Annotated in this window: 25 protein-coding genes and 1 pseudogene; 17 read left to right on the forward strand and 9 right to left on the reverse strand. The window is 70.5% G+C overall.

Going from position 1 to position 23,576, the window contains the following annotated elements; all coding sequences use genetic code 11:
• Positions 1-6 precede the first annotated feature (6 nt).
• From ACN28F_RS22350 to ACN28F_RS22405, 12 genes are all read left to right on the forward strand, one after another.
• Positions 7-375 (forward strand): ArsR/SmtB family transcription factor, encoded by a 369-nt coding sequence (locus ACN28F_RS22350; RefSeq protein ID WP_421359578.1) that lies wholly within the window; start codon positions 7-9, stop codon positions 373-375.
• A gap of 102 nt (positions 376-477) precedes the next feature.
• Positions 478-657: a 50S ribosomal protein L32 gene (gene rpmF, locus ACN28F_RS22355; RefSeq protein ID WP_421359579.1), complete on the forward strand. Its 180-nt coding sequence runs from the start codon at positions 478-480 to the stop codon at positions 655-657.
• Positions 654-1,967 carry a GTP-binding protein gene (locus tag ACN28F_RS22360; protein ID WP_421359580.1) on the forward strand — a complete coding sequence of 438 codons (1,314 nt, stop codon included), beginning with the start codon at positions 654-656 and terminating at the stop codon, positions 1,965-1,967. The genes rpmF and ACN28F_RS22360 overlap by 4 nt, the downstream gene beginning before the upstream one ends.
• 59 nt (positions 1,968-2,026) lie before the next feature.
• Positions 2,027-2,713 (forward strand): choice-of-anchor M domain-containing protein, encoded by a 687-nt coding sequence (locus ACN28F_RS22365; RefSeq protein WP_421359581.1) that lies wholly within the window; start codon positions 2,027-2,029, stop codon positions 2,711-2,713.
• Positions 2,714-2,742: 29 nt separating this feature from the next.
• Positions 2,743-3,396 (forward strand): choice-of-anchor M domain-containing protein, encoded by a 654-nt coding sequence (locus tag ACN28F_RS22370; protein WP_421359583.1) that lies wholly within the window; start codon positions 2,743-2,745, stop codon positions 3,394-3,396.
• Between the two features lie 160 nt (positions 3,397-3,556).
• Positions 3,557-5,131 (forward strand): anchored repeat ABC transporter, substrate-binding protein, encoded by a 1,575-nt coding sequence (locus ACN28F_RS22375; RefSeq protein ID WP_421359584.1) that lies wholly within the window; start codon positions 3,557-3,559, stop codon positions 5,129-5,131.
• Between the two features lie 31 nt (positions 5,132-5,162).
• Positions 5,163-6,083 (forward strand): choice-of-anchor M domain-containing protein, encoded by a 921-nt coding sequence (locus ACN28F_RS22380; RefSeq protein ID WP_421361476.1) that lies wholly within the window; start codon positions 5,163-5,165, stop codon positions 6,081-6,083.
• Entirely contained in the window at positions 6,080-6,862 is a 783-nt protein-coding gene (locus ACN28F_RS22385; protein ID WP_421359585.1) for an anchored repeat-type ABC transporter ATP-binding subunit, read from the forward strand. The genes ACN28F_RS22380 and ACN28F_RS22385 overlap by 4 nt, the downstream gene beginning before the upstream one ends.
• The gene (locus ACN28F_RS22390) at positions 6,862-7,803 is read left to right on the forward strand and encodes an anchored repeat-type ABC transporter permease subunit (protein ID WP_421359586.1); all 942 of its coding nucleotides are present in this window, start codon (positions 6,862-6,864) and stop codon (positions 7,801-7,803) included. Before ACN28F_RS22385 ends, ACN28F_RS22390 begins: the two co-directional genes overlap by 1 nt.
• Before the next feature lie 95 nt (positions 7,804-7,898).
• Positions 7,899-9,368 carry a choice-of-anchor M domain-containing protein gene (locus ACN28F_RS22395; RefSeq protein WP_421359588.1) on the forward strand — a complete coding sequence of 490 codons (1,470 nt, stop codon included), beginning with the start codon at positions 7,899-7,901 and terminating at the stop codon, positions 9,366-9,368.
• 90 nt (positions 9,369-9,458) lie between these two features.
• Positions 9,459-10,574, forward strand: coding sequence for a WxL protein peptidoglycan domain-containing protein (locus ACN28F_RS22400; RefSeq protein WP_421359590.1), 1,116 nt, complete (start codon positions 9,459-9,461; stop codon positions 10,572-10,574).
• A complete protein-coding gene (locus tag ACN28F_RS22405; protein ID WP_421359591.1) occupies positions 10,574-12,229 on the forward strand; it encodes a TIGR03773 family transporter-associated surface protein in 1,656 nt (551 codons plus the stop codon). Before ACN28F_RS22400 ends, ACN28F_RS22405 begins: the two co-directional genes overlap by 1 nt.
• On the opposite strand, the gene ACN28F_RS22410 is transcribed toward ACN28F_RS22405, so the two are convergent.
• A complete protein-coding gene (locus ACN28F_RS22410) occupies positions 12,214-12,507 on the reverse strand; it encodes a hypothetical protein (protein WP_289209870.1) in 294 nt (97 codons plus the stop codon). The two genes, ACN28F_RS22405 and ACN28F_RS22410, sit on opposite strands and share 16 nt — an antisense overlap.
• 149 nt (positions 12,508-12,656) lie before the next feature.
• On the opposite strand from ACN28F_RS22410, the gene ACN28F_RS22415 reads away from it, so the two are divergent.
• Both ACN28F_RS22415 and ACN28F_RS22420 read left to right on the forward strand, forming a co-directional pair.
• A complete protein-coding gene (locus ACN28F_RS22415; RefSeq protein WP_289209871.1) occupies positions 12,657-12,935 on the forward strand; it encodes a type B 50S ribosomal protein L31 in 279 nt (92 codons plus the stop codon).
• A gap of 124 nt (positions 12,936-13,059) precedes the next feature.
• Positions 13,060-13,434, forward strand: coding sequence for a sensory rhodopsin transducer (locus ACN28F_RS22420; RefSeq protein WP_289209872.1), 375 nt, complete (start codon positions 13,060-13,062; stop codon positions 13,432-13,434).
• Positions 13,435-13,504: 70 nt separating this feature from the next.
• On the opposite strand, the gene ACN28F_RS22425 is transcribed toward ACN28F_RS22420, so the two are convergent.
• Positions 13,505-14,338 carry an alpha/beta fold hydrolase gene (locus ACN28F_RS22425; protein WP_421359593.1) on the reverse strand — a complete coding sequence of 278 codons (834 nt, stop codon included), beginning with the start codon at positions 14,336-14,338 and terminating at the stop codon, positions 13,505-13,507.
• Between the two features lie 146 nt (positions 14,339-14,484).
• Between ACN28F_RS22425 and ACN28F_RS22430 the strand changes: the two genes are divergently transcribed.
• Positions 14,485-15,159: a TetR/AcrR family transcriptional regulator gene (locus ACN28F_RS22430; RefSeq protein ID WP_289209874.1), complete on the forward strand. Its 675-nt coding sequence runs from the start codon at positions 14,485-14,487 to the stop codon at positions 15,157-15,159.
• Here ACN28F_RS22430 and ACN28F_RS22435 read toward each other — a convergent pair.
• From ACN28F_RS22435 to ACN28F_RS22450, 4 genes are all read right to left on the reverse strand, one after another.
• Positions 15,051-16,625 carry an NCS1 family nucleobase:cation symporter-1 gene (locus ACN28F_RS22435; protein WP_421359595.1) on the reverse strand — a complete coding sequence of 525 codons (1,575 nt, stop codon included), beginning with the start codon at positions 16,623-16,625 and terminating at the stop codon, positions 15,051-15,053. The two genes, ACN28F_RS22430 and ACN28F_RS22435, sit on opposite strands and share 109 nt — an antisense overlap.
• A 201-nt stretch (positions 16,626-16,826) precedes the next feature.
• Positions 16,827-18,353 carry a catalase gene (locus tag ACN28F_RS22440; protein WP_289209876.1) on the reverse strand — a complete coding sequence of 509 codons (1,527 nt, stop codon included), beginning with the start codon at positions 18,351-18,353 and terminating at the stop codon, positions 16,827-16,829.
• A gap of 167 nt (positions 18,354-18,520) precedes the next feature.
• On the reverse strand, positions 18,521-19,114 hold the full coding sequence (locus ACN28F_RS22445; RefSeq protein ID WP_289209877.1) for a hypothetical protein: 594 nt from the start codon (positions 19,112-19,114) through the stop codon (positions 18,521-18,523).
• Between the two features lie 141 nt (positions 19,115-19,255).
• Complete coding sequence (locus ACN28F_RS22450) at positions 19,256-19,780, reverse strand: hypothetical protein (protein WP_421359597.1); 525 nt, start codon at positions 19,778-19,780, stop codon at positions 19,256-19,258.
• Between the two features lie 309 nt (positions 19,781-20,089).
• Here ACN28F_RS22450 and ACN28F_RS22455 point away from each other — a divergent pair, with 309 nt between their 5' ends.
• Entirely contained in the window at positions 20,090-20,959 is an 870-nt protein-coding gene (locus ACN28F_RS22455; RefSeq protein ID WP_289209881.1) for an AfsR/SARP family transcriptional regulator, read from the forward strand.
• Between the two features lie 4 nt (positions 20,960-20,963).
• Here the strand turns inward: ACN28F_RS22455 and ACN28F_RS22460 are convergent, their stop codons facing one another.
• Positions 20,964-22,004, reverse strand: coding sequence for a cellulose binding domain-containing protein (locus ACN28F_RS22460; protein WP_421361478.1), 1,041 nt, complete (start codon positions 22,002-22,004; stop codon positions 20,964-20,966).
• A gap of 70 nt (positions 22,005-22,074) precedes the next feature.
• Positions 22,075-22,308, reverse strand: a pseudogene (locus ACN28F_RS22465) (cellulose-binding protein); the annotation flags it as partial.
• Here ACN28F_RS22465 and ACN28F_RS22470 point away from each other — a divergent pair.
• Positions 22,196-22,681: a hypothetical protein gene (locus tag ACN28F_RS22470; RefSeq protein WP_421361589.1), complete on the forward strand. Its 486-nt coding sequence runs from the start codon at positions 22,196-22,198 to the stop codon at positions 22,679-22,681. The pseudogene ACN28F_RS22465 and the gene ACN28F_RS22470 sit on opposite strands and share 113 nt — an antisense overlap.
• A gap of 80 nt (positions 22,682-22,761) precedes the next feature.
• Here the strand turns inward: ACN28F_RS22470 and map are convergent, their stop codons facing one another.
• A complete protein-coding gene (gene map / locus ACN28F_RS22475) occupies positions 22,762-23,559 on the reverse strand; it encodes a type I methionyl aminopeptidase (protein WP_289209883.1) in 798 nt (265 codons plus the stop codon).
• Positions 23,560-23,576 lie beyond the last annotated feature (17 nt).

The following is a 23,576-nucleotide window of genomic DNA, read 5'->3' on the forward strand; positions in this document are numbered from 1 at the left end:
ACCGGCATGCACACCTCGATTCCGGATTTCCGGATGCCGGTCGAGGAGCAGGTGCACCTGGCCGCGGAGACGTTCCGCCTGCTCGCCGACCCCACCCGGATCAAGATTCTCTGGGCGCTGCTGCAGGGTGAGTCGTCGGTCGCCTGCCTGGCCGAGCTGGTCGGCGCCGCGCCGACGGCGGTCAGTCAGCACCTGGCCAAGCTGCGGCTGGCCGGACTGGTCCGGGGTCGACGGGAGGGCACCTTCGTCTACTACTCGGCCGCCGACGTGCACGTCCGGCAGCTGCTGGCCGAGGCGCTGTTCCACGCCGACCACGCCGATCGTGACCTGCCTGATCACGGGCCGGGGGAGCGGGTCTCCGACCACCACGGATGACCGGCCGTCGGCTTCCGGCCGGCCGGTCGTCCCGACACGCCGGCCGATGAGCTTAATGAAAACGGCTTCCGTTATCTTCTGACCTGAGGAGAGGAGGCCGTCATGGCCGTACCGAAGCGCCGCACCTCGCGGTCGAACACCCGCCACCGTCGCGCCCAGTGGAAGGCGGCGGTGCCGACGCTGGTCACCTGCCCCTGCCCGCGACAGGAGAAGATCCTGCCGCACCGGGCCTGCGCACACTGCGGGCTGTACCGGGGCCGCCAGGTCGAGGACCCGCGATGACCGGAGCGGTGGCCGGCGGGCCGACCGGCGAGGTGGCCGAGGACCGTCGGCTGCCGGTGACCGTGCTGTCCGGATTCCTCGGCGCCGGCAAGACCACGCTGCTCAACCACATCCTGGCCAACCGGGAAGGGCGGCGGGTCGCGGTCATCGTCAACGACATGAGCGAGATCAATATCGACGCCGCGCTGGTGCGCGACGGCGGCAGCCTGTCGCGGACCGAGGAACGCCTGGTCGAGATGACCAACGGCTGCATCTGCTGCACCCTGCGCGACGACCTGCTGGTGGAAATCGCCCGGCTGGCCCGGCAGGGCCACTTCGACTATCTGGTGATCGAGTCCAGCGGCATCTCCGAGCCGCTGCCGGTGGCGGCCACCTTCGCCTTCGGCACCGACGATGGCGGAGTGCTGGACGACATCGCCCGGCTGGACACCATGGTCACCGTGGTCGACGCGCCGCACCTGATCGCTCAACTGCGGGCGGGGGAGTCGCTGGAGCAGCGGGGGCTGGCCGCGTACGACGACGACGATCGCACCATCGCCGACCTGCTGGTCGACCAGATCGAGTTCGCCGACGTGATCCTGATCAACAAGACCGACCTGGTCGCACCGGCCGACCTGGCGACGGTCGAGGCGCTGGTGACCAGGCTGAACCCGAAGGCCCGTCAGCTGCGGACCGTGCGGGCGCAGGTCCCGATGGCCGAGGTGCTCGATACCGGACGGTTCGACCTGGATGCCGCCGAGACCGCGCCGGGCTGGGTCGCCGAGCTCAACGGCGAACATGTGCCGGAAACCATCGAGTACGGCATCAGCAGCATCGTCTACCGGGCGGTCGCCCCGTTTCATCCGCAGCGGCTCTGGGATCTTTTCGCCGAGCTGGACGGCTTCGGCGTCGTACGGTCGAAGGGTTTTCTCTGGCTGGCCACCCGGCCGGACGTGCAGGCCCTGTGGTCGCAGGCCGGCCCGTCGGCGCGGTGCGACCCGGCAGGGGTGCCGGTGGCCGCGTCCGGCGAGTGGCCGGACGACCCGCACGAGCGGGCCGACCTGGAGCGCCGGTGGGATCCGGTCTTCGGCGACCGGCACCAGGAGCTGGTGTTCATCGGCATCGGACTGGACGCAGCGCGGCTACGGGCGGCGCTGGACGGCGCGCTGCTCACCGGCGCGGAGCTGGCGGCGGCGGGCGCGGGGCTGACGGCCGGGCTGGCCGCCTGGAGCGCGCTGGCGGATCCGTTCCCCGAGTGGGATCTCGGCGAGCTGGACGAACATGGACATGTGTCGAGCCCGACAGCCGGGACCACTATCGCAGTTAGATGAAAACGATTACCGTTGGCTCCCGGTGATCCAGCGGGGATCACCGGGAAGGAGTCTGTCCTGTGTTGACCGCAACCCGCCGCCGGGCCACCGGAGCGCTCGTCACCGGAGCGGCGATGATCGCCGCACTGGTCGTCTCGGCAGCTCCGGCACAGGCCCACGGCGCCGGCCTGCCGGTGCTCCTGTCCGCCGGCCACGTCGACGTGATCGAGGTCGAGTACGAGGACGGCGAGCTGGAGCTCGGCGTCCACGACGACACCGTCGAGCCCGGCGAGCACCGGCACCACGACGACGTGATCTTCGTCGTCAAGCCCCAGGCCAAGACCACCGTCCCCAGTGATCCGGCCTTCGCCTTCCTCGGCACCGCCGGCTCGCCAGTGTGGATCCTGCCGCAGGTCGAGAACGAGGATCTGCTCTTCGCCGGCATCGCCACCGAGGAGCTGGAGTCGGGTGTCTTCGCCGGCGACTCGGTCGACCTGACCGTGCAGCAGCTGATCAGCGCCCCAAGCTCCGCCAAGATGGCGATCTACACCGAGGACCTGTTCGGGCAGCCGACCGTACTGGCCAACAGCCGCGACGGGCTGCCGGACGTCGTCGACCTGTCGGTCGGCGAGCACCTGCACGTCAACTGGGCGTTCAGCAAGGCCGGCGTGTACCTGCTCAAGGTCAAGGCCAGCGCCACCCTGGCCGGCACCACGACCGTCGTCGAGTCCGACTCGGTCTACCTGCGATTCGTCGTCCTGCCCTGATCTGGGCCGGATCGGAAGGGAGCAGTGTGATGAACACCCCTAGCCGTCGGGTGCTGGCCGCGGTCGCGTCGAGCGCGCTCGCAGCGGCGCTCGCGGTCGCCGTACCGGCCGCTGCGCAGGCCACGGTCGTCGAGTTGACCAGCGGCCACGTCGACATCCTGGACATCGACCACGTCGCCGGCGGGCCGATCGAACTCACCGTCGGTGACGACACCGGCTCGACCTTCGTCGAGCGGGACCCATCCACTGTGGTCTTCGCGGTGCCGGCCGCCGCGTACACCGCCGTGCCGTCCAGTTCGGCGTGGTCGTTCCTCGGCACCGGCGGCTACGCCTACGTCCTGCCGCAGACCAACACCGCCGGTCTGCTCTGGGCCGGCTGGGACACCACCGGTGTCGCCAGTGGTGCCCTGCAGTTCAACCGGGTCACGGTCAAGTTGACCGACGTGCAGGGGCCCGGCGGCTTCAGTGTCTTCACCGCCTCCGGCGGCACGCCCACCGTGCTGTTCGACAGCGGCAACGGGCTGCCGGACAGCCTGAACGTCAACCGCAACACCCACGCCCACGTCAACTGGGGCTTCGACGCTGCCGGCACCTACGTGGCGACGTTCGAGGTCAGCGGCGTACGGACGTCGAACGGCCAGACGGTGAGCGCCACCGAGGAGTTCACCTTCGAGGTCGGCTGACCCCTCGGCTCACGGTGGGTCGGCGTCTGCCGACACGTCGTCCGGCCGGTGCTGATCCGCACCTCTTCGGCACCGGCCGGACGCCGGAACGACTATGACAACGGTTATCGTTTGCGTGCTACCCTCCGGTGCGCAGGGACGATGGGGAGCAGGTGGGACAGTGCGCGTACGGGGGCTCGTCGGGTCGATCCTGCTGGCCGTCGGCCTGACCGGCTGCGCGGCACCGCCGACGCTGAGCGCCACCGACGACCGCCTCCAGGTCGTCACCACCACCGGCATCCTGCGGGACCTGGTCGACAACGTCGGCGGCGACCGGGTCGCGGTCGCCGCGCTCGTTCCCGACGGCGCCGACCCCCACTCGTACGAGCCGTCGCTGCGCGACGTGCGCAACGTCGTCTACGCCGACGTCGCCTTCAGCAACTATCTGCTGCTGGAGGAGCACGCCATCATCAAGGCACTCGACGCCAACCTGCCCGACGGCGTACCGAACATCTCCCTCGCCGAAGGGGCCGTCAAGTACGCCGCCGAGATCATCCCGCTGGTCGAGGACGTCGCGCTCGACACCATCTGGCTCGGCATGCGGGTACGGGGCACCGGCGAGACCTACGGCGCCGACCGGGCCTCCGACGTCCTGCTGCAGAGCACCACCGTGACCGGCCCCGGCACCATGGCCGCCTACCTCACCGAGTCGTTCGGCAACCCGGCCGTCTACCTCGACTCGGCCGACGGGTTCGACGCAGCCACCGGCTACCGGGACGACACCGCCACCCTGCCGCCGGACGCCCACACCCACATGAGCTGGGCGTTCACCGAGCCCGGCGTCTACCGGCTCACCATGTCGGCGCGGCTGGCGGTCACCCCCGACAGCCGCCCCGTCGCCCTCGGGGAGCAGACCTTCACCTTCGCCGTCGGCGTCGACCCGCACAGCGTGCCCGGGATGGCCGGCGCCGACGTGCTGCGCGGCGGACACGCCGACATCACCGTCGACCTCGACGCGGCGGCGCGCGGCGAGCCGCCGCTGTACCTGTTCGCCGACCCGCACGGCGCCGGCGAAGCCCACCAACACGTGCACGACCCGGCCGACACCGTCATCGAGGTGCCGAACAAGGCCCTCGCCCAGGTGCCGGCCGGCCGGGACTTCCGCTTCCTCGGCCGCCCCGGCACCGAGATCTTCCAACTGCCGCAGGCGGTGCTCGGCAAGCACGTGCACGGCGAGATCGACCCGCACCTGTGGCAGAACGTCCGCAACGTCATCGCGTACACCGAGCTGATCCGCGACACGCTGATCGACGTCGACCCGGCCGGGGCCGCTGAATACCGCCAGCACGCCACCGCCTACATCACCGAACTGTCGGCGCTCGACGACCACGTCCGCCAGACCATCGCCCGGATCCCACCCGGCCGGCGGCACCTGATCACCACCCACGACGCGTTCGGTTACCTCGGGGCCGCGTACGACGTGCAGATCTCCGGCTTCGTCACCCCGCACCCGGCGGCCGAGCCGAGCCTGGCCGACCGGCGTCGGCTCACCGAGACGATCCGCAACCTGCGGGTGCCGGCGGTGTTCCTGGAACCCGGCCTGCGGTCGCGGTCGTCGACGTTGACCGAACTCGCCGACGACCTCGACGTACGGGTCTGCGAGATCTACGGCGACACGTTCGACGACCGGGTGACCAGCTACGTCGAGCTGATGCGGTTCAACGCCGAGTCGCTGCTCGACTGCCTGGCACCTTGAGGAGGCATGAGTGAAGTCGATTGGCCTGTCGATGGCCGTGTCCGCGCTGCTGGCGATGACGCTGGCCGCCGCCCAGCCGGCATCGCCCGCCGCCGCCCAGCCCGGGTCGCCCGACCCGGCGTTGGACCAGTCGATCGCGCCGGACCTGCCGGTCGCCGCCGGACCGGCGGTGCTCGACGCCGGTCACGTCGACCTGGGGCCGCGCTACGTCGACGACGAGTGGACCCTGCTGATCCACGACGACGCCGCGCAGCCGGTGTGGCGGGACCCGGACCGGACCGTGCTGCGGGTCACCGACGCCGCGCTGCGGGCCGTCCCCGACGATCCGGTGTACGGCTTCCTCGGCGTACCGGCCGGCACCGACGTGCACGTGGTGCCGCAGGTGCAGCACCCCGACGTGGTCTGGGTCGGCTGGAACACCCAGGACCCCCGGGTGATGCAGACCATCGACCGGGGCGTGACCCTGGAGCTGGCCGACGTGGACGGTCCCGGCGAGGTCGTCATGTACCTGCAGGACGGCACGTTCAGCGAACCGCAGGTGCTGTGGCGTTCCGCCGAGCCGCCCGGCCAGCCGATGTGGGTCGAGGTCAACACCCACACCCACGCCAACTGGGTGTTCACCGCCCCCGGCGTGTACCTGGTCGCCGTGCGGGTCAGCGCCGACCTGGTCGGTGGCGAGCAGGTCTCGGCGACCCGGCACCTGCGGTTCGCCGTCGGCGACGCCACCAGCCCCGACGACGCGCTCGCCGCGCAACCCGGCGAGGTGGCGGCCGCGCCGCCGCCGGCCGGTACGGACGACGCCGCGCCGGCCGACGACACCGCCGGTGGCGGGCCGTGGCTGGTCGTCGGCCTCGTCGTGGTCGCCGTCGGGTTGGCCGGCGCGCTGGTCGTCGTGGTGCTGCGCGGGCGGTCGGTACGCCGCCGGGTCGAACAGGAGCGTACGCAGTCGTGACCGCGCTCGCCGTACACGATCTCGACGTCGACCTCGGCGGCCGCCCGGTGCTGCGCGGCGTCGGACTGCACGTCGACCCGGGGGAGCTGGTCGGGCTGATCGGGCCGAACGGGGCCGGCAAGACCACCCTGCTGCGCGCGGTGCTCGGGCTGATCCGAACTCGGTCCGGGCAGGTGCTGGTCGACGGGATGCCGAGCCGGCCGGGGCGGTGTGCGATCGGGTACGTGCCGCAGCGGCACGAGTTCGCCTGGGAGTTCCCGATCTCGGTGCAGGAGGCGGTGCTCAGCGGCCGTACCGGTCGGATCGGCCTGCTGCGGCGACCGGGGGCGGCCGACTGGCGGGCCACCGCCGAGGCGATCGACCGGGTACGCCTGGGTGACCTGCGTCGCCGGCCGGTCGCCGAACTGTCCGGCGGCCAGCGCCAGCGGGTGCTGGTGGCCCGCGCGTTGGCGCTGCAGCCGGCGTTGCTGCTGCTCGACGAGCCGTTCACCGGGCTGGACATGCCGACCCAGGAGCTGCTCGGTGAGCTGTTCACCGGGCTGGCGGCCGAGGGCACGCCGTTGTTGATGACCACCCACGACCTGATCGGCGCGATGGACGCCTGCTCCCGGCTGGTGCTGCTCAACCGGCGGGTGATCGCCGAGGGCAAACCGGCCGAGTTGCGGGATCCGCAACTGTGGATGCGGACGTTCGGGATCAGCGAACGGTCACCGTTGCTACGTCTGGTCGGCGTCGACGCCGCGGCCGTGGCCGCCGCGTCCAGCGAGGGGACCGGCTGATGTCGATCACCGAGTTCATCGCCGACCTGTTCAATCCGGATCTGGCGTTCCTGCCGAAGGCGCTGCTGATCGCGGTCATGTCCAGCGTGGTCTGTGGCGTGGTCGGCTGCTACGTGGTGCTGCGCGGGATGGCGTTCATCGGTGACGCCGTGGCGCACGCGGTCTTCCCCGGGCTGGCGGTCGCCTTCGTGCTGCAGGGCAGCCTGGTGCTCGGTGGCGCGGTCGCCGGGATCGTGACCGCGTTGCTGATCGCGGTGTTCGCCCAGCGTCGCCGGCTCAAGGAGGACTCCCTGATCGGGGTGTTCTTCGTGGCCGCCTTCGCCCTGGGCATCGTGGTCATCTCGCAGGCACCGGGTTACGCCGGTTCGCTGCAGCAGTTCCTGTTCGGTTCGATCACCGGCATCCCGGACCGGGATCTCTACACAGTGGGCTTCACCGGCCTGGCGATTCTCGCGGTGCTGTTCCTGCTGCACAAGGAGCTGGTCGCGGTCAGCCTCGACCGGGAGTCGGCCCGGTCGGTCGGGTTGCCGGTGTTCTGGCTGGACATCGTGCTGTACGTGCTGGTCACCCTGGCTGTGGTCATCTCGTTGCAGACGATCGGCAACATCCTGGTCCTGGCGTTGCTGATCACCCCGGCTGCGGCGGCCCGGCTGCTCACCGACCGGCTCGGCGTGATGATGCTGCTCGCCCCGGTGATCGGCGGCAGTTCGGCGCTGGTGGGGCTGTACCTGTCCTGGAGCTACGACCTGCCGGTGGGCGGCACGGTCGTGCTGGTGGCGACCGGGGCGTTCCTGCTGGCCTGGGTCTTCGCCCCGCGTCACGGCCTGCTCGCCCGCCGCCGCCGGGAGCCGGTAGGTGAGCCGCACCGGGAGTCCGGCGGAACGCCGGAGTCCCAGGTCACACCGGTGTCGGCAGAGGTGGCCGAACGGCCGATGGGGTAATGAAAACGATTGTCGTTACGGTGCGATGGGGCTTCCGCCCCGTCACGACCACGTCCCGCGCCGGTCCGCGGTGCGGGCGAGGGGAGGAACCAACAATGAGAACAACAGGTGCCCGCAGGCTCGCGGCCCTGGCCGGTGCGGCGGTGATCGCCGGCGGCGTACTGCTGGCGCCGACCGCCGCAGCCGCCGCCGAGAAGGTGGTGCTCGCCAAGGGCCACACCGACGCGGTCGACGTCCACTACCACGACGGCGAACTGTCCCTGGAGGTGCACGACGACACGGTCAGCCCGTCGGTCAACCGCGACCCGGCCGACGTGATCTTCCAGGTGCTACCCGAGGCCGCCATGACGGTGCCGGACGATCCCCGGTTCGCCTTTCTCGGCCCGGCCGGCTCCCAGATCTGGCTGCTGCCGCTGACCCAGGACCCGGACCTGCTCTGGCCCGGCTGGAACACCACCACCCTCGGCTCCGGCGTCTTCACCGGCGACAAGGTCCAGATCAGCCTCGTCGACGTCGCCGGCCCCGGCAACGTCTCGGTGTTCACTCAGGACAGCTTCGGCAGCCCGCTGATGAAGTTCCGCAGCGACGACGGCCTGCCGGACACGATCACCGTACCGATCCGCACCCACGCCCACGCCAACTGGGCGTTCAGCGCCGAGGGCGACTACACACTCACCTTCCAGGCCGACGCGACCCTGACCGACGGCACCACCGTCAGCACCGGCCCGGTCGACTACTCGTTCGTCGTCGGCGAGCTCGGCGGCACCGGCCCGGACACCGTACTGAGCATCGCCGGCATGGCCGACGAGTACCAGCCCGGCGACACCGTCACCCTGCAGGCGGTGCAGACCCCGCAGACCGCGCTGGACCACTACCACTGGTTCAGCCGCTGCCCCGGCTCCGACGACTTCGCCATCATCCCCGGCGAGGCCGGCGCGTCCTACAGCTTCACCGCCACCCGTGAGCTCAACGCCTGCGAATACCAGGTGAAGCTCTACGACGACAACCACAGCGTCGTCGCGACCAGCGCGGAGGTCTGGCTCTGGGTGGCCTTCACCCCGACCGACCCGAGCGCCTCGCAGACCATCACCGCGTCCATCGACCCCACCCAGGGCGCGCTGGTCATCAGCGTCGACCCGGACGACCGCAGCGTCGTCCTGCCACCGGCGCAGCTGACCAGCAGCGGTGACAGCTGGGAGAGCACCGGAAGCCTGCGTCCGGTGACCGTCACCGACACCCGGGCCGGCACCCCCGGCTGGAGCGCCTCCGGCCAGCTGCCGGAGAACTTCACCGGACCCGACGGTGCCACCTTCAGCTCCGGCTACCTCGGCTGGACTCCGCAGGTGGCCAGCCAGTCCACCGGTCAGGGCGTGGTGGCCGGACCGGTCGTCGAGCCGTACGTCGTCGGCGTCGGCGGTGGGCTCGGCAGCAGCGCCGTGCTCGGCTCGGCGCCGACCGGCGCCGGCCGGGGCACCGCGACCCTGGGTGCCGGTCTGCAGCTGCGGCTGCCGACCGAGACCGCACCCGGCACCTACACCGCGACCCTCACCCTCACCGCGATCTGACGATCGCGCCCGGTGACGGGCCGGGCGACGGCACCGTGCCGGTCGTCGCCCGGCCCGTCCCGCCCCCTCCGCGAAACGGACCCACCCCGCATGCGTACGCCAGCAGCCCTGCTCGCCGGACTCCTCGTCGCCGCCGTCGCGGCGACCGGCCCGGCCACCGCAACGGTCCCGGCCGGATCGCCGCGCCACACGCCCGTCGCGGCGCAGTCGCTCACCTGGGGTGTCGCCCCGTCCAGCCCCGACGGACCGAACGGCCGGCCGGCATTCGAGTACAAACTGGACCCGGGCGCCACCCTCACCGACTACGTGGCGATCACGAACCACTCCGACCAGCCGATCACCCTCGACGTGTACGCCAGCGACGCGTTCACCACCGAACAGGGCGGCTTCGACCTGCTGCCCGCTACCGGGGAACCGGTCGACGTCGGTTCCTGGGTCACGTTCGAGTCGCGCACCTTCACCGTGCCGTCGACGTCGCGGCTGGACGTGCCGTTCACCATCGCCGTGCCGGACAACGCCACTCCCGGCGACCACCCCGGCGGCATCGTCGCCTCGCTCGCCGCGACCGGCACCGATGCCGAGGGCAACCAGGTGGCCGTCGACCACCGGGTCGGCTCGCGGATCTACCTGCGGGTCACCGGCGAGTTGCAGCCGGGACTGGACATGGTGGATCTGTCGACGACGTACGACGGCACCTGGAACCCGATCGGCGGGGGCACCGTCACGACGAGCTTCACCGTCCGCAACACCGGCAACGTCCGGCTCGCCGGGCGGCCGGAGTTGACCGTCACCGGACCGTTCGGGCTGGCCGGGCGCAGCGTCGCGGCGGATCCGCTGCCGGAGATCCTGCCCGGTGACAGCTTCCGGACCACGATCAGGGTCGACGGCGTACCGCCGATGTTCCGGCTCGGTGCGCGACTCACCCTCGCGCCGACGGCCGTCACCGACGAGGTGCTCGACCCGGCACCGGCGACGGTGACCCGGGAGGTCGGCCTGTGGGCCGTCCCGTGGCCGCACCTGGTGATCCTGCTGGTCATCGGGCTGGCCGGCTGGCTGGCCGTCGCCCGCCGCCGCCGCGCCCGTCGTCGGCGGGACGCCCAGCTCGAACAGGCGGTCGCCGCCGCCCGCGAACAGGGCCGGGCCGAGGCCGCCCGCGACCGCGCGGTCACCGATGCCAATCACGAGAAGACGACCCAGGGGACCTGATGACGACGACGATCCACCGCTCGCCCGGTACGGCGACCCGACGCCGGTACGCCGCGGCGCTGGCAGTGTCCGCGCTGGCGGCGGCCCTGATCGCGCCGGCCCCGGTGGCCGCCGTACCGGCGAACGATCCGACAGCGGTGAATCCGGCCGGCGCCGACCTGGTGGCGGTCACCCTCGCAGACACCTCCCTGTCGGTGGTCACCCGCGAGAGGTCCGGGCCTGACCGGAATCCGGCGACAGTGGTGCTCGGGCCGACAGGTGGCGTGGCGGTGCGCACCCCGGACCATCCGGCGTTCCGCTTCCTCGGCGCGGCCGGCCGGCCGGTGTGGGCACTGACCGGTGGCGACACCGACTTCCCGTACCTCGACACGCGGGCGGTGCCCGCAGGGGCGGTACGCGGTGACACGGTCGAGCTGTCGTTGCGTGAGGTCGACGGCCCGGGGGGATTCGCCGCGTACACCCTCGGTGGGCTCGGCCAGCCGACGCCGCTGTTCGGCACCCTCGACGCCATGCCGCGCACCGCCCGGCTGCCGGCCGCGACCAGGACCGGTGGTCTGGTCTGGCTCTTCGACGCCGCAGGCGAGTACCGGCTGACGCTGTCGGCGGCGGCGACCCTGACCAACGGTGTCGAGGTGACGGCCGACGCCGACTACCGGGTGCTGGTGCCGTCGCTGGCCGGGGCCGGGCCCGACGTCGCTTATCCGCAGCCGGTTCCGGCTCCTGCTCCCGCTCCTGCCGCGAACCAGGCCAGGGCATCCGGTGCCGCCCCGGGCGACGGCGCGTCGTCGGGGGCGGACTCGTCGATGTCCGGCACCGCTGCGCAACCGCTGGCGGCGGCTGCCGCGCCGGCGCCGACCAGCGCCGCGCCGGCGCTCGCCGCCGCACAGCAGGACGGGTCCCGGGTGGTGATCGACGAAGGTCACGTCGACATGGGCCCTCAGCTGGCCGACGGAGACTGGACCATCCGGCTCAAGGACGACACGGTCTCGCCGCCGGTGTGGCGCGAGCTCGCCGATGTGGTGCTGCACGTCAAGGACAACGCGAAGATCACCGTTCCGGACAACGCCGACTTCCTGGGCACCCCTGGTGACGAGGTGTGGCTGCTGCCGCAGGGGCAGCGTTCCGGGATCGTCTGGCCGGGCTGGAACACCCAGCATCCGTCGGTGGTGGGCGGGGTCCGTGGCCCGGTCACCTGGACCTTGGCCGGCGTCGACGGTCCCGGCCGGTTCGTCCTGTTCCTCACCGGGTCGTTCGGCGAGTCCGAGGTGCTGTTCAACTCGGCGGACCGGCTGCCACAGCGACTCGATGTGCCGATCAACACGCACGCGCACGGCAACTGGGCGTTCAGCGAGCCGGGTATCTACCGACTGGCCTTCGAGATGTCGGCTACGACGACGTCGGGGTCGACGGTCACCGACTCCCGGACGCTGACCCTGGCGGTCGGTGACGCGACGGACCCGGACACCGGTTTCGGACCCGGGGGCGGGAATCCGGGTGGCGGCGACAACCCGGGTGGCGGTGGTTCCGGTGACGACAGACTGCCTCGGACCGGATCGTCGTGGCATCTGCCGGCCACCGGCGCCACCCTGCTGATCGCTGGCGTGCTGGTGCTGCTCGCCGCGCGTCGACGGCAGCCGACTCAGTGCTCGTCGTAGTGGTCACCGTGTGCGGCGTGCCGGTGCCCGGCGTGGACGAAGTCCTGATGGTCGCCGTGCGGCACCATCTCGTGACCACAGTCCGGCCCGTGGGTGTGGTCGCCATGTGACTCGGCTGTCACGTGCTGGTCCGTCCCGCACTCGTCCCAGTGCCCGGCGTGCTCGTGGTGGACATGCCCGTCGTGCAGGTAGTCCAGGTGTCCGTCGTGGCTGACGGTGGCGTGTCCGCAGGTCGCGGAGTGGCTGTGCGGGTGCTCGGTGTGCACTGCGTGGGACATCGATGCCTCCTCATGTATCTTCATATCGCGATACGAGCATACATCTTCGGTGGCCATCCGGCGTGGCCGCGCCCGACTCTCGCGGGTGGCGACGCCTTGTTAAAATGACTATCATTATCAAGTGTTGCCAGGAAGGCTGGTTCCGGAGGATGAAGCCCGATATTCACCCCAAGTACAATTATGTGGTTTTCCGGGATCGGAGTGCGGATTTCGCATTTTTGACCCGGTCGACCGCGACCAGTCAGAAGACGATCGAGTGGACCGACGGGCGGACGTACCCCGTGGTCGACGTGGAGATCTCCTCGGCCAGCCACCCGTTCTGGACCGGCCGGCAACGACTGCTGGACAGTGCCGGCCGGGTGGAGAAGTTCCGCGCCAAGTACGCCAGGCGCAAGCCTCCGGAGCAGGGTGACGCCGCTGGCGGCTGACGCACGGCGGCCGTCAGGTCCGGCGGTGCGGTCGTGGCCGGTTTGCCGGGCGGGGCGCCGGGTAGCCGGCAGGCGTTGGTGGGTCGCGGACTGGGCTGCCTGCAGTGGTCGGCGAGGAGGCGTGATGGCTGGCATCGGTGCCCGCACCTGGGTGGTGGCCGGCGGGCGGATTCCGCTGGTCAGCAACGGCGACGAGCCGGAGTTCACCAGCTTCGACCAGCTCTGCCTGCTCAACGCCGGAGACGTCGACGCCGAGGTCGAGCTGACCGTGTACTACGACGACCAGGAGCCGGCGGGGCCGTACCGCTGGGTGGTGTGGGCCCGCCGGATCCGGCACGCCCGGCTCAACGACCTCGTCGACCCGGAGCCGATCCGGCTGGGCCGACCCTTCGGCTGCGTGCTGACCTCGTCGGAGCCGGTGGTGGTGCAGTTCCAGCGGCAGGACACCCGGCTGTCGGGGGTGGTGGCGTTGACCGACGTGACCCCGTACGCCGGGTGAGGGCAGGCCCCCCGGCCCTGCCCTCACCTGTCCTGTCGCGCACGGGCCCCCTCGCCCGGCGGCGCCTGGGCTACTTGCCGAGGAAGGCGAGCAGGGCCGTGGTGACCTCGGCGCCGTGGGTCCAGAGCAGGCCGTGCGGGGCCCCGTCGATCTCGACGTAGTCGGCGGTCGGCAGTCGCTTGTGGAACTCGCGGGCGGTGGCGTCGATCGGCAGGATCCGGTCGGCGGTGCCGTGCAGGATCAGCGCCGGTACGTCGATCCGGTCGATGTCGGCGCGGAAGTCGGTCAGCCAGGTCGGCACGACCGCGCTGGAGGCGAACCAGCCGGCACCGGCCGCGACGTTCCAGCTGTTGCGCAGGGCCTCCTCGGAGAGCCGGCCGCCGAGCGTCTCGTCGGTGTTGTAGAAGTCGCGGTAGAAATCGGTGAAGTAGGCGTACCGGTCGGCGGTGACGGCGGCGAGGATGCCGTCGAACACCTCCTGTGGCACGCCGGTCGGGTTGTCCGCAGTCTGCAACAGGAACGGCTCCAGCGAGGCCAGGAAGGCGGCCTTGGCAACCCGGGCCGAACCGTACCGGCTGAGGTGGCGGGCGACCTCGCCGGTGCCCATGCTGAACCCGACCAGCACGACGTTGGTCAGGTCGAGGGTCTCCAGCACGGTGTTCAGGTCGGCGGCGAAGGTGTCGTAGTCGTAGCCGACGCTGGGCTTGCTGGACCGGCCGAATCCGCGCCGGTCGTAGGTGATCACCCGGTAGCCGGCGGCGAGCAGCTCCGCGCTCTGCTTCTCCCAGGAGTCGCCGTCCAGCGGGCAGCCGTGGATCAGGACCACCGGCTGCCCGGTGCCCTGGTCGGTGTAGTGCAGGTCGATGCTGGCGGTGTTCTCGGTCCCGACGGTGATGTACGGCATGACGGCCTCCGTGTCGTGTTCCAGAGAACGATCGTTCTCCGGTGTCCTGGGGGTAGCGTAGAGAACGAGCGTTCTCCGCCGCCAGTGGTGCGGGGCGAACCGGACGGTGACAGTCGTCACCAGGCGATCGCACAGCAGGAGGAAACATGCCGGGACCCACCGACGACGAGGCACGCGAACAGGTGCTGGCCGCCGCCAGCCAGCTGTTCTACACCCGAGGCGTGCAGGCAGTGGGGATGGACACGCTGCGTACCGCCGCCGGTGTCTCGCTCAAACGCCTCTACCAGCTGTTCGGATCCAAGGACGCCATCGTCGAACAGGTGCTCCACCGGCAACGCGAAGCGTGGAACCGGCTCGTCGAGCAGACCGTCGCCACGCCAGCGGCCGCCCGCGACAAACTGCTGGCCATCTACGACATGCTCGCCCGCTGGTCAGCCGAGGACGACTTCCGCGGCTGCATGTTCATCAACACCTTCGGCGAACTCGGCGGCGTCGACCCCCGGATCGCCGGGATCATCCGGGCGCAGAAGGCCGAGTTCCAGGACCGGGTCGCCGCGTTGGTCGCCGAGGCCGGTGGCCCCGCCAGCCTCGCCGCCCAACTCGCCATCCTCGCCGAAGGGGCGCAGACCACCACCGCAATCGCCGGCAGCAACGCCGCCGCCGGCCAGGCCCGCGCCGCCGCCCGGACCCTGATCGACGCCGCGCTCGCCGGTCACCCCGCCGTCGACCCGGCATCGGCCGGCGAGGCATCCGCAGGCGCCGGGCTCACCGGCACGGCCGGCCCACCCGACGGCGTCCCGACGCGCATGACTGCGACGTAGAGCACCGCGCCGATCACCGCCCCGATCACCCAGGCGAAGCCGCTCAACTCCGCCAGCCACGGCACCCACACCGTCGCCACCGAGAAGACGGCCGCCACGGCGAACGCGCCGATCGCGCGTACGTTCCAGCCGTCGACATAGTGGTACCGGCCGGCGGGATCCATACTGTACAGATCGGCGACCAGGAGTGCGCGGCGCTGCACGAGGTAGTAGTCGGCGACCAGGATGCCGTACAACGGCGCCAGCACCGCGCCCAGCGTGTCGACGAACTTCGGCAGCCCGATCTGATCGATCACCGCGACCCACAGCGCGCCGATGACGAAGCCGAACAGTGCGGTCAGGTAGCCGCCGCGTCGGAAACTGATCCGCTGCGGTGCGAGGTTCGACAGGTCGTACGCGGGCGGGATGAAGTTCGCGACCAGGTTGATGCCGATCGTCGCGACCAGGAACGTCAACGCGGCGACGACGGTCAACGCGGTGTCGCCGACCTGCCCGACGATGTCCGCCGGATTGGTCAGCGGATCGCCCTGCCCGTCCTGGTACACCACGTAGGCGCCGGCCGTGATGAACAACGACAGGAAGGTGAAGAACGCCAGGCTCAGCGGCAGACCCGTGAAGTTGCCGACCTTCATCCCGCGTTCGGTCCGGGAGAAGCGGGAGAAGTCGCCAAAGTTGATGATCACCGCCGAGAAGTAGGCGACCATCGTGCCGACCACCCCGAGGAACGCCGTGACCACCGCCCAGCCCTGCACGTCGGCGCTGCTGAAGATGCCGCTGACCGCCGGCAGCAGTTCATCGCCGGCCTGCACCCAGATCGCCACCAGCAGGGCGACCATCACCACGTACACGGCGGGGCCGGCGACGTTGAGGAACTTCTCGATCCAGGCGATGCCCCGGACGAAGAGCAGGATCTGAATGACCGCGACGATCAGGTACGACACCCAGTCGACGCCGGTCATGCCGAGCAACAGCGGCGGACCGTCGGGACCGCCCAGGACCGCGTTGATCGCGAGTGCGACCGCCGTCGAGGCGAAGTAGGTCTGTGCGCCGTACCAGAAAATGGCGACGATGCCACGGATCAGCGCGGGGAACGTCGCGCCGCGCACACCCATGCTGGCCCGGGCCATCACCGCGTACGGGATGCCGTACCGGACGCTCGGCGTACCGGTCAGGTTGACCAGCCAGTTGACGAACAGTCCGGCCAGGACGATGGCGGCGAAGACCCACCAACCGTTGATCCCGGCGGTGATGAACAGGCTGGCCGCCAGGGTGTAGCCGGCGAGGCTCTGCACGTCGTTGGTCCAGACGTTGAAGATCTTGAACCAGCCCCACCGGCGCTGCGCCGCCGGCAGCGGCGCGAGGTCGTCGTTGTGCAGACTCGGATGCGGATCGTCGCCAGCACCGCCCACGACGGACACGGCGGAGGGCGAATCAGCGGACACGGCGGAGGGCGAATCAGCGGACACGGCTTCTCCTGGGAGTGCGTCGGATCCGGAGGCGTCCTGCAGGGTTGGCTCAAGCTAGTGCCGGACCGTCGCGTGCCGCGTACCTGTTCGGTTAAATCTTCATATCGGGGCCGGTGGATGCCGTTCGACTCGTGATCTACAGCGGCACCGCCGAGGTGGTGGTACGGCGAACCGGGCGGTCCGCCGTACCACCACCGGGGTTCAGGCCTTGGCCTGCATGCCGGACCGGGCGGGATTGGCCTGGTCGGCGGCCTTCGGATCCTTCTCGCCCTGCTTGGCCCGTACGCCGGCCTCGACCCGGTCGCCGAGGTTCTTGTCGACGTTGCGCCAGTACGCGAAGGCGCGGGCCAGCACCGGCTCGCTCACCCCGTTGAGCAGGTGCCCGACGATGTTGTCGACCAGCCGGTCCCGGGCGGCGTCGTCGAGCACCTGGCGTACCAGGGTGCCGGCCTGACCCCAGTCGTTGTCCTCGGCGTGCGACGTGTACGCGGCCCGGACCATGTCGCCGTCGGCGTACCAGGTGCCACCGTCGTCGGTCAGACCCGGCTGCGCGACCGGACCGCCGTACGAGTTCGGCGCGTACACCGGGTCGGTGACGTTGTGCACGCGCATGGCGCCGTCCTTGGAGTAGCTGTGCACCGGGACCTTCGGCGCGTTCACCGGGATCTGCCGGTAGTTGACCCCGAGCCGGGCCCGGTGCGCGTCGGAGTAGCTGAAGCCGCGGGCCAGCAGCATCTTGTCCGGCGACAGGCCGGTTCCCGGCACCACGTTGTTCGGCTCGAAGGCCAGCTGCTCCATCTCGGTGTGGTAGTCGGTGACGTTGCGGTCCAGGGTGAGCCGGCCCACCTCGCGTAGCGGATAGTCGCGATGCGGCCAGACCTTGGTCAGGTCGAACGGGTTGAACCGGTACGTGCGGGCATGCTCGAACGGCATGATCTGCACCTGCAGCGTCCAGGACGGGAACTGCCCGTCGGCGATGTGCTCGAACAGGTCCCGCTGGTGGTAGTCGGTGTCGGCCGAGGCCATCTGGTCGGCCTCGTCCTGGGTGAAGAACTCGATGCCCTGGTCGGTCTTGAAGTGGTACTTGATCCAGAACTTCTCGCCCCGGGCGTTGATCCACATGTACGTGTGGCTGCCGTAGCCGTTCATGTGCCGCCAGGTGCGGGGGATGCCCCGGTCGCCCATCAGCCAGGTCACCTGGTGGGCCGACTCCGGCGACAAGGTCCAGAAGTCCCACTGCATGTCGTGGTCGCGCAGGTTGTTGTCCGCCCGGCGCTTCTGGGACCGGATGAAATGCTGGAACTTCATCGGGTCCTTGATGAAGAAGACCGGCGTGTTGTTGCCGACGATGTCCAGGTTGCCGTCGGTGGTGTACAGCTTGACGGCGAAGCCGCGCGGGTCGCGCCAGGTGTCCGGGCTGCCCCGCTCGCCGGCGACCGTGGAGAACCGGACGACAGCCCCGGTCTCGGTGCCCGGCTGGAAGACCGACGCCCGGGTGTACGCGCTGACGTCGCCGGTGACCGTGAACGTGCCGAACGCGCCACCGCCCTTGGCGTGCGGCTGCCGCTCCGGGATCCGTTCCCGGTTGAAGGTGGCCATCTGCTCGATCAGGTAGTGGTCCTGCAGCAGCAGCGGTCCGTTCGGGCCGACGGTCAGCGAGTGCTCGTCACTGGCGACCGGCACCCCCGCGTCGGTGGTGGTCGGTGGGCGTTGTCGCTGGTCGGTCACGATGGCTCCTCGGGTCGGCTCGGTCGCGTGTGCGCTACGCACCCCATACCCGGCCAACGACCATCTCAGCCCTGTCGGCGCGCGAACGCCGGTGCGCCCGGACCGAGGTCTCGGTCCGGGCGCACCGGGTGGGAGGGCCGGGGGGAGGGTCGACCCTCCGTGGCAGGTCAGATCAGCCAGCGGTGGCGCTGGACGAAGGGGAGCTTGGCCCAGAGCCGGCCGAGACCCCAGGTGTGTCCGGCGTACGCGGCGGCGAGGGCGACCACGACGACCGCGTAGAGGATGTGGTAGTCGACCAGCGGGTTGGTCGAGCCGGTGGGCTCGCCGCCAGCGGTGAACCGGACCAGCGGCAGCTCGGCCAGCCACATGAAGATCATCATCAGGGCGCCGGAACCGGCCGCGATCCGCAGTCCGACACCGGCGATCAGCGCGACGCCGATGGCGCCCATGCCGACCATGAACAGGGTGTTCGCCCACCAGGTGCCGGCGATGGCGTGGAAGAACGACTGCAGCGGGCCGACCTCGACCGAGGAGAGGAAGCCCTTGGTCGGCGAGCCGCCGTTGATCCAGGCCCGTTCGGCCGGGGTGGAGTAGCCGAGGCCGAAGGTCTTGTCGAGGAACGCCCAGAGGAAGACGAATCCGGTGGAGATCCGCAGCACGGCCATGATCCGGGCGGCGGTGCTGGTGAGCATGTGGCCGGGGAGTTCGGCGTGCTCGAGGGGCCGTTCGATCGATCGGTGGGTGGTGTGCTGGGTGGTCATTGTCGCCTCCGCGACTCGCTTGCCTCTGTGACGAGATCAGCTTCCCGCGGTGGCAGGTCCCGGCACCTGAGGCGGAACACCCGTGCTGGCCGGGACCAAGGTCCCGACCAGCACGGGCCGCTTGCCGGACGAAGTTCCAGCTCAGCAGTTGCGGACGTACCAGACCGGCGTCCAGCTGCTGATCGTGCCGCTGTAACCGGGACGGAACGAGACGAGGATGTTGAAACTCTGGCCGTACGCGTAAGCGGTGGCGCCGCCGGTCTGGTTGTTGACCCAATGGCCCTGGCCGTACCAGTTCGACAGGGCGTACCGATGGCAGTAGTACAGGTCGAAGACCTTCCAGTTCGACCCTGGGGAGTTCCACACGGCGAGGCAGAGGTTTCCGCTCGGGCAGCTGGCGGTGCTGCCCGGTGCGAAGTACCGGACCCGGGCGGCGGCGGGTGAGATCGTCGGCGAGGCAGCCGCCAGGCTGCTGGCCCCGGTGTCGGCGGGCGCCGACGGGAGGACGAGGACGGTGCCCGGGGCAGCGTCCTTCGGCTCCTGCGCCGCCGCCGGGCTGGCCAGGGCCAGCGCGCTGGTCAGCGCCACTGCGGCTACGGCCAGGCCGGTGGCCAGACGCCGGATGACGGCTCCGCCGCCGATTCTGTCGATCGTTCCTGTGGGCATGGGACGCTCCTTCGGCGTGATGTCGAATTGGCGGCCGAACCGTGACCCTGCTGAGATGCATTCACGGGCCGCCGTTGGATGAAGCATCGGCCGGGCGGCCTGCTGATTTGCTGCAGGAGTGTTGCGCCGCAGCCCAGGCGGTATCGATAGATCAAGATCCTGTTCGGACGTGTTGGGCGTACCTCTCGATGTCATACGCGGGGCCGGTCGAGCCAGAAAAGATCCATAGTGGATCAATTGGAACCGGTGGCGGGCATTCAAAGTGGTAATTGGTGCAGCCGATGAATGATCACAACTTGGAGGCAGGGAATGGAACTCAGACTGCTGGGTCCGGTGAGCGTCGTCTCCGGTGCGCAGGCGCTCGATGTCGGGCCGCCCCGGCAGCGACTGGTGCTCGCCGTACTGGCGGCCGAGGCCGGCCGGCCGGTCAGCGTGACCAGCATGATCAACCGGGTGTGGGACGAGCCGCCGGATCACCCCCGGCGGACCCTGCAGGTCTACCTCAGCCGACTGCGGAGCCTGCTGACCAGCCGGAGCCCGTCGACCGTTCCGCCGGCGGCGGTCCGCCGATGCTCCGGCGGCTACCGGCTGGACCTCGATCCGGACCGGGTCGACGTGATCAGGTTCCGACAACTGGTCGATCAGGGCCGCCGGGCGGACCGGTCAGCGGAGCACCGCGCGGCGTTGCTGGGTCAGGCACTCGAGCTGTGGCGCGGCGTACCCCTCGCCGACCTGCACAGCCAGTGGGCGGTCAGGGTGCGGCACGGGTGGCTGCAGCAGCATCTGGAGGCCCTGGTCGCCTGGTCGCTGGCCTGCCTGCGGGCCGGTGACCCGGGTAGGGCCCTGCCCCGGCTTGCCGAGTCGGTGGCCGAGCATCCCACGGCCGAGTCGCTGCAAGCGGCGTACATGCAGGCGTTGTGTGCGGTCTCCCGTCCGGCGGACGCGCTGCGGCACTACGCCGGGGTCCGTCGCCACCTCGCCGAGGAACTCGGCACCGACCCCAGCCCCGAGCTGCAACGGCTGCACCAGCGGATACTCGCAGCCGATTCCGACTCTCACCACGCCGGCCGACACCCACCTGTGCCCAGCAGGATGAGGGAATTCTGGTGGGGGCGGACCGGCCCGGGTGTGGAGGCGGCAACCTTCCACACGCGGACCGGCCCTGTGGTGGTCCGGTGACAGGTTACCGGGCGGCGCAGGTCGGGGACATCCCTGAGCCCGTACCGGTGCCCTGGAAGCCGAACTCGGTCGACTGGCCGGCGGCCACCGACCCGTTGTAGCTGACGTTGGTGAACTGGACGGCGCCGCTGTTGCCGCTGCGGCTGGCGTTCCAGGCGTTGGTGACGGTCGCGCCCGACGGCAGGGTCGTCGAGACCGTCCAGCCGCTGATCGACGCCGACCCGGCGGTGACCCGTACGGTGGCGACGAATCCGCCGTTCCACTGGTTGAGTGAGACGGTGGCCGTGCAGCCGCCGCTCGGTGGCGGAGTGGTCGGCGGCGGTGGCGTCGTGGGCGGCGTGGTGGTCGGCGGTGCCGTCGTGGGCGGCGGGGTCGTCGGGGGAGCGGTGGTCGGCGGTGCGGTGGTCGGTGGCGGGGTGGTCGGGCCATCGGCCAGGGTCGGCGTCGTCCAGTCACGCCACTGGGCGAGGTTGCCCTGCCGGTTGCTGGCGATCCGGAACGTACCGGTGGAGCTGCCCGTCTTCAGCAGGAACTTCTGGATGTGCTGCTGCAACGGTGTCCGCCACTCCGACCGGGAGGCGCAGTGGGTGCCGTCGGAGACGGCGGACCAGTAGGTGATGTTCTCGATCGCGCCGAGCGCCCGGTACACCTCCGCGCCGCCGAGGGCGCCGACGCTGCCGGACGTCGGGGCCAGCCAGTCGATGTGTGGGTTGTCCATGACGAACAGGCCGCGCGGGGCGATCATGCCGACCATCTGGTGAGTGTCGACCGGCAGGCCGGCCGGGTTGCCGGTGTACGAGCCGAACGCGTCGCCGAGCCACGGCTGCTCGCCGTACGCGCTGCTCAGCGGTTGCGTGCCGCTTTCGGTGGCGATGCTGCGGAAGGCCGCGACCCCGCCGCTGCCGGACTCGATCGGCATGGTCAGCGCGATTCGTTGGTCGAACACGCCGGCGACGAAGGCACCCTTGCCGTAGCGGGAGCAGCCGGTGACGCCGATGTCGGTACGCAGGATGTTGCCGCCGGATGCTTCGATGACGTCGATGATCCGGCTGACCCCCCCACGCCTGGGCCATCAGCAGGCCGGTGCTGCTGGTCGCGCCGTACAGGGTGTAGAAGGCGCCCTGCTTGTTGCTCCGGGAGGTGCCTTCACGGGCGACCGAGGCCGGGTCGAAGTTGATGACGGCCGCTCCGGCGGAGCGGATGGTGGCGGTGTCGGCACCGAATCCACCGTAGACGATGACGGCCGGGTGGGGTCCGGAGCCGCCGCTCGTCGGCAGTTGGACGCTGGCCGAGAAGCTCGCGCTGCGGCCCTGGTGGGACACGTTGACCGTGATGCTGCTGCTCGACACGCTTCCGGTGACGGTGGCCGGCTTGGCCGGCTTGTCGCCGTACACGGTGCGTTCGGCCAGCTCGCGGGTCTCGGCGCGCAGGCAGCGCCAGTCGGCCTTGGTGGTGATGCGGGTGCCGTTGGCCTTGCGGAAGGGGTCCGGCAGCCGGGCGGAGGAGCCGGGCCCGGTGCCGGGTACGGGGCAGTCGGCGCCTTCGTCCTCGACGGTCGAGGCGACGAGCAGGCCGGGGGTGGCGGCGGCATCGGCGGAGGCGGAGCCGACGCTCACCACCGTCGCGGCCGCAGCGATCGTCAGCGCTGCGGCGGACAGCATGACGACCGTCGGACGGACCTTCGATCGGCCCGAGCTGATGCTCACGGGGCTCTCCTTCTGACTAGGTGATGGCGTACGGCAATCAATTGATGATCACCGATATAACCATCTTTCTAGTTTTGGGTAGCCCAGCGAAACGTGTCAATACTGCTGTGGGGTCGTGTCCCCGCCGCCCGGGCGGCTGGTCAGCACCAACGGCTCGTCCTCGGTCACTGCCACGGTGTGCTCGGAGTGGGCGGTACGCGAACCGTCGGCCGAGCGGATCGTCCAGCCGTCGGCGTCGAAAACGATCTTGTCGGTGGTCTTGGCGAACCACGGCTCGATCGCGATCGTCAGACCGGGTTGCAGCTTCATGCCCCGGCCCCGGCGGCTGTCGTTGGGCACATGCGGTGCCTCGTGCATCGTGCGGCCGAGTCCATGGCCGCCGAACTCCAGGTTGACCGGGTAGCCGTACCGCCGGGCGACCTCGCCGATCGCGGCCGAGACGTCCCCGAGGCGGTTGCCGGGTCGCGCCGCCCCGATTGCCGCCGCCAGCGCGACCTCGGTGGCCTCGACCAGGCGCAGGTCGTCGTCGGCCGGGGTGCCGACGATCACGGTACGCGCGGAGTCGGCCACCCAGCCGTCGATGCCGACAGCCATGTCGATGCTCAGCACGTCGCCGTCGCGCAGGACGTAGTCGTGCGGCAGCCCGTGCAGGACCGCGTCGTTGACCGACAGGCACAGCACGTTGCGAAACGGCCCGTTGCCGAACGATGGAGCGTAGTCCCAGTAGCAGGACTCCGCGCCGCGTGCCGCGATCAGTGACCGGGCGTGGTGCTCCAGGTCGAGCAGGTTGACCCCGACGTCGGCCATCTCGCCGAGCTGGGTGAGTACCTCGGCGACGAACTGGCCGGTGACGTGCATACGTTCGATCTCGCGGGGAGACTTGAGCTCGATCACGGTGACCCTCCGTCGGC

Source organism: Solwaraspora sp. WMMA2101, assembly GCF_049179175.1.
In the GTDB taxonomy this organism is placed as follows: domain Bacteria; phylum Actinomycetota; class Actinomycetes; order Mycobacteriales; family Micromonosporaceae; genus Micromonospora_E.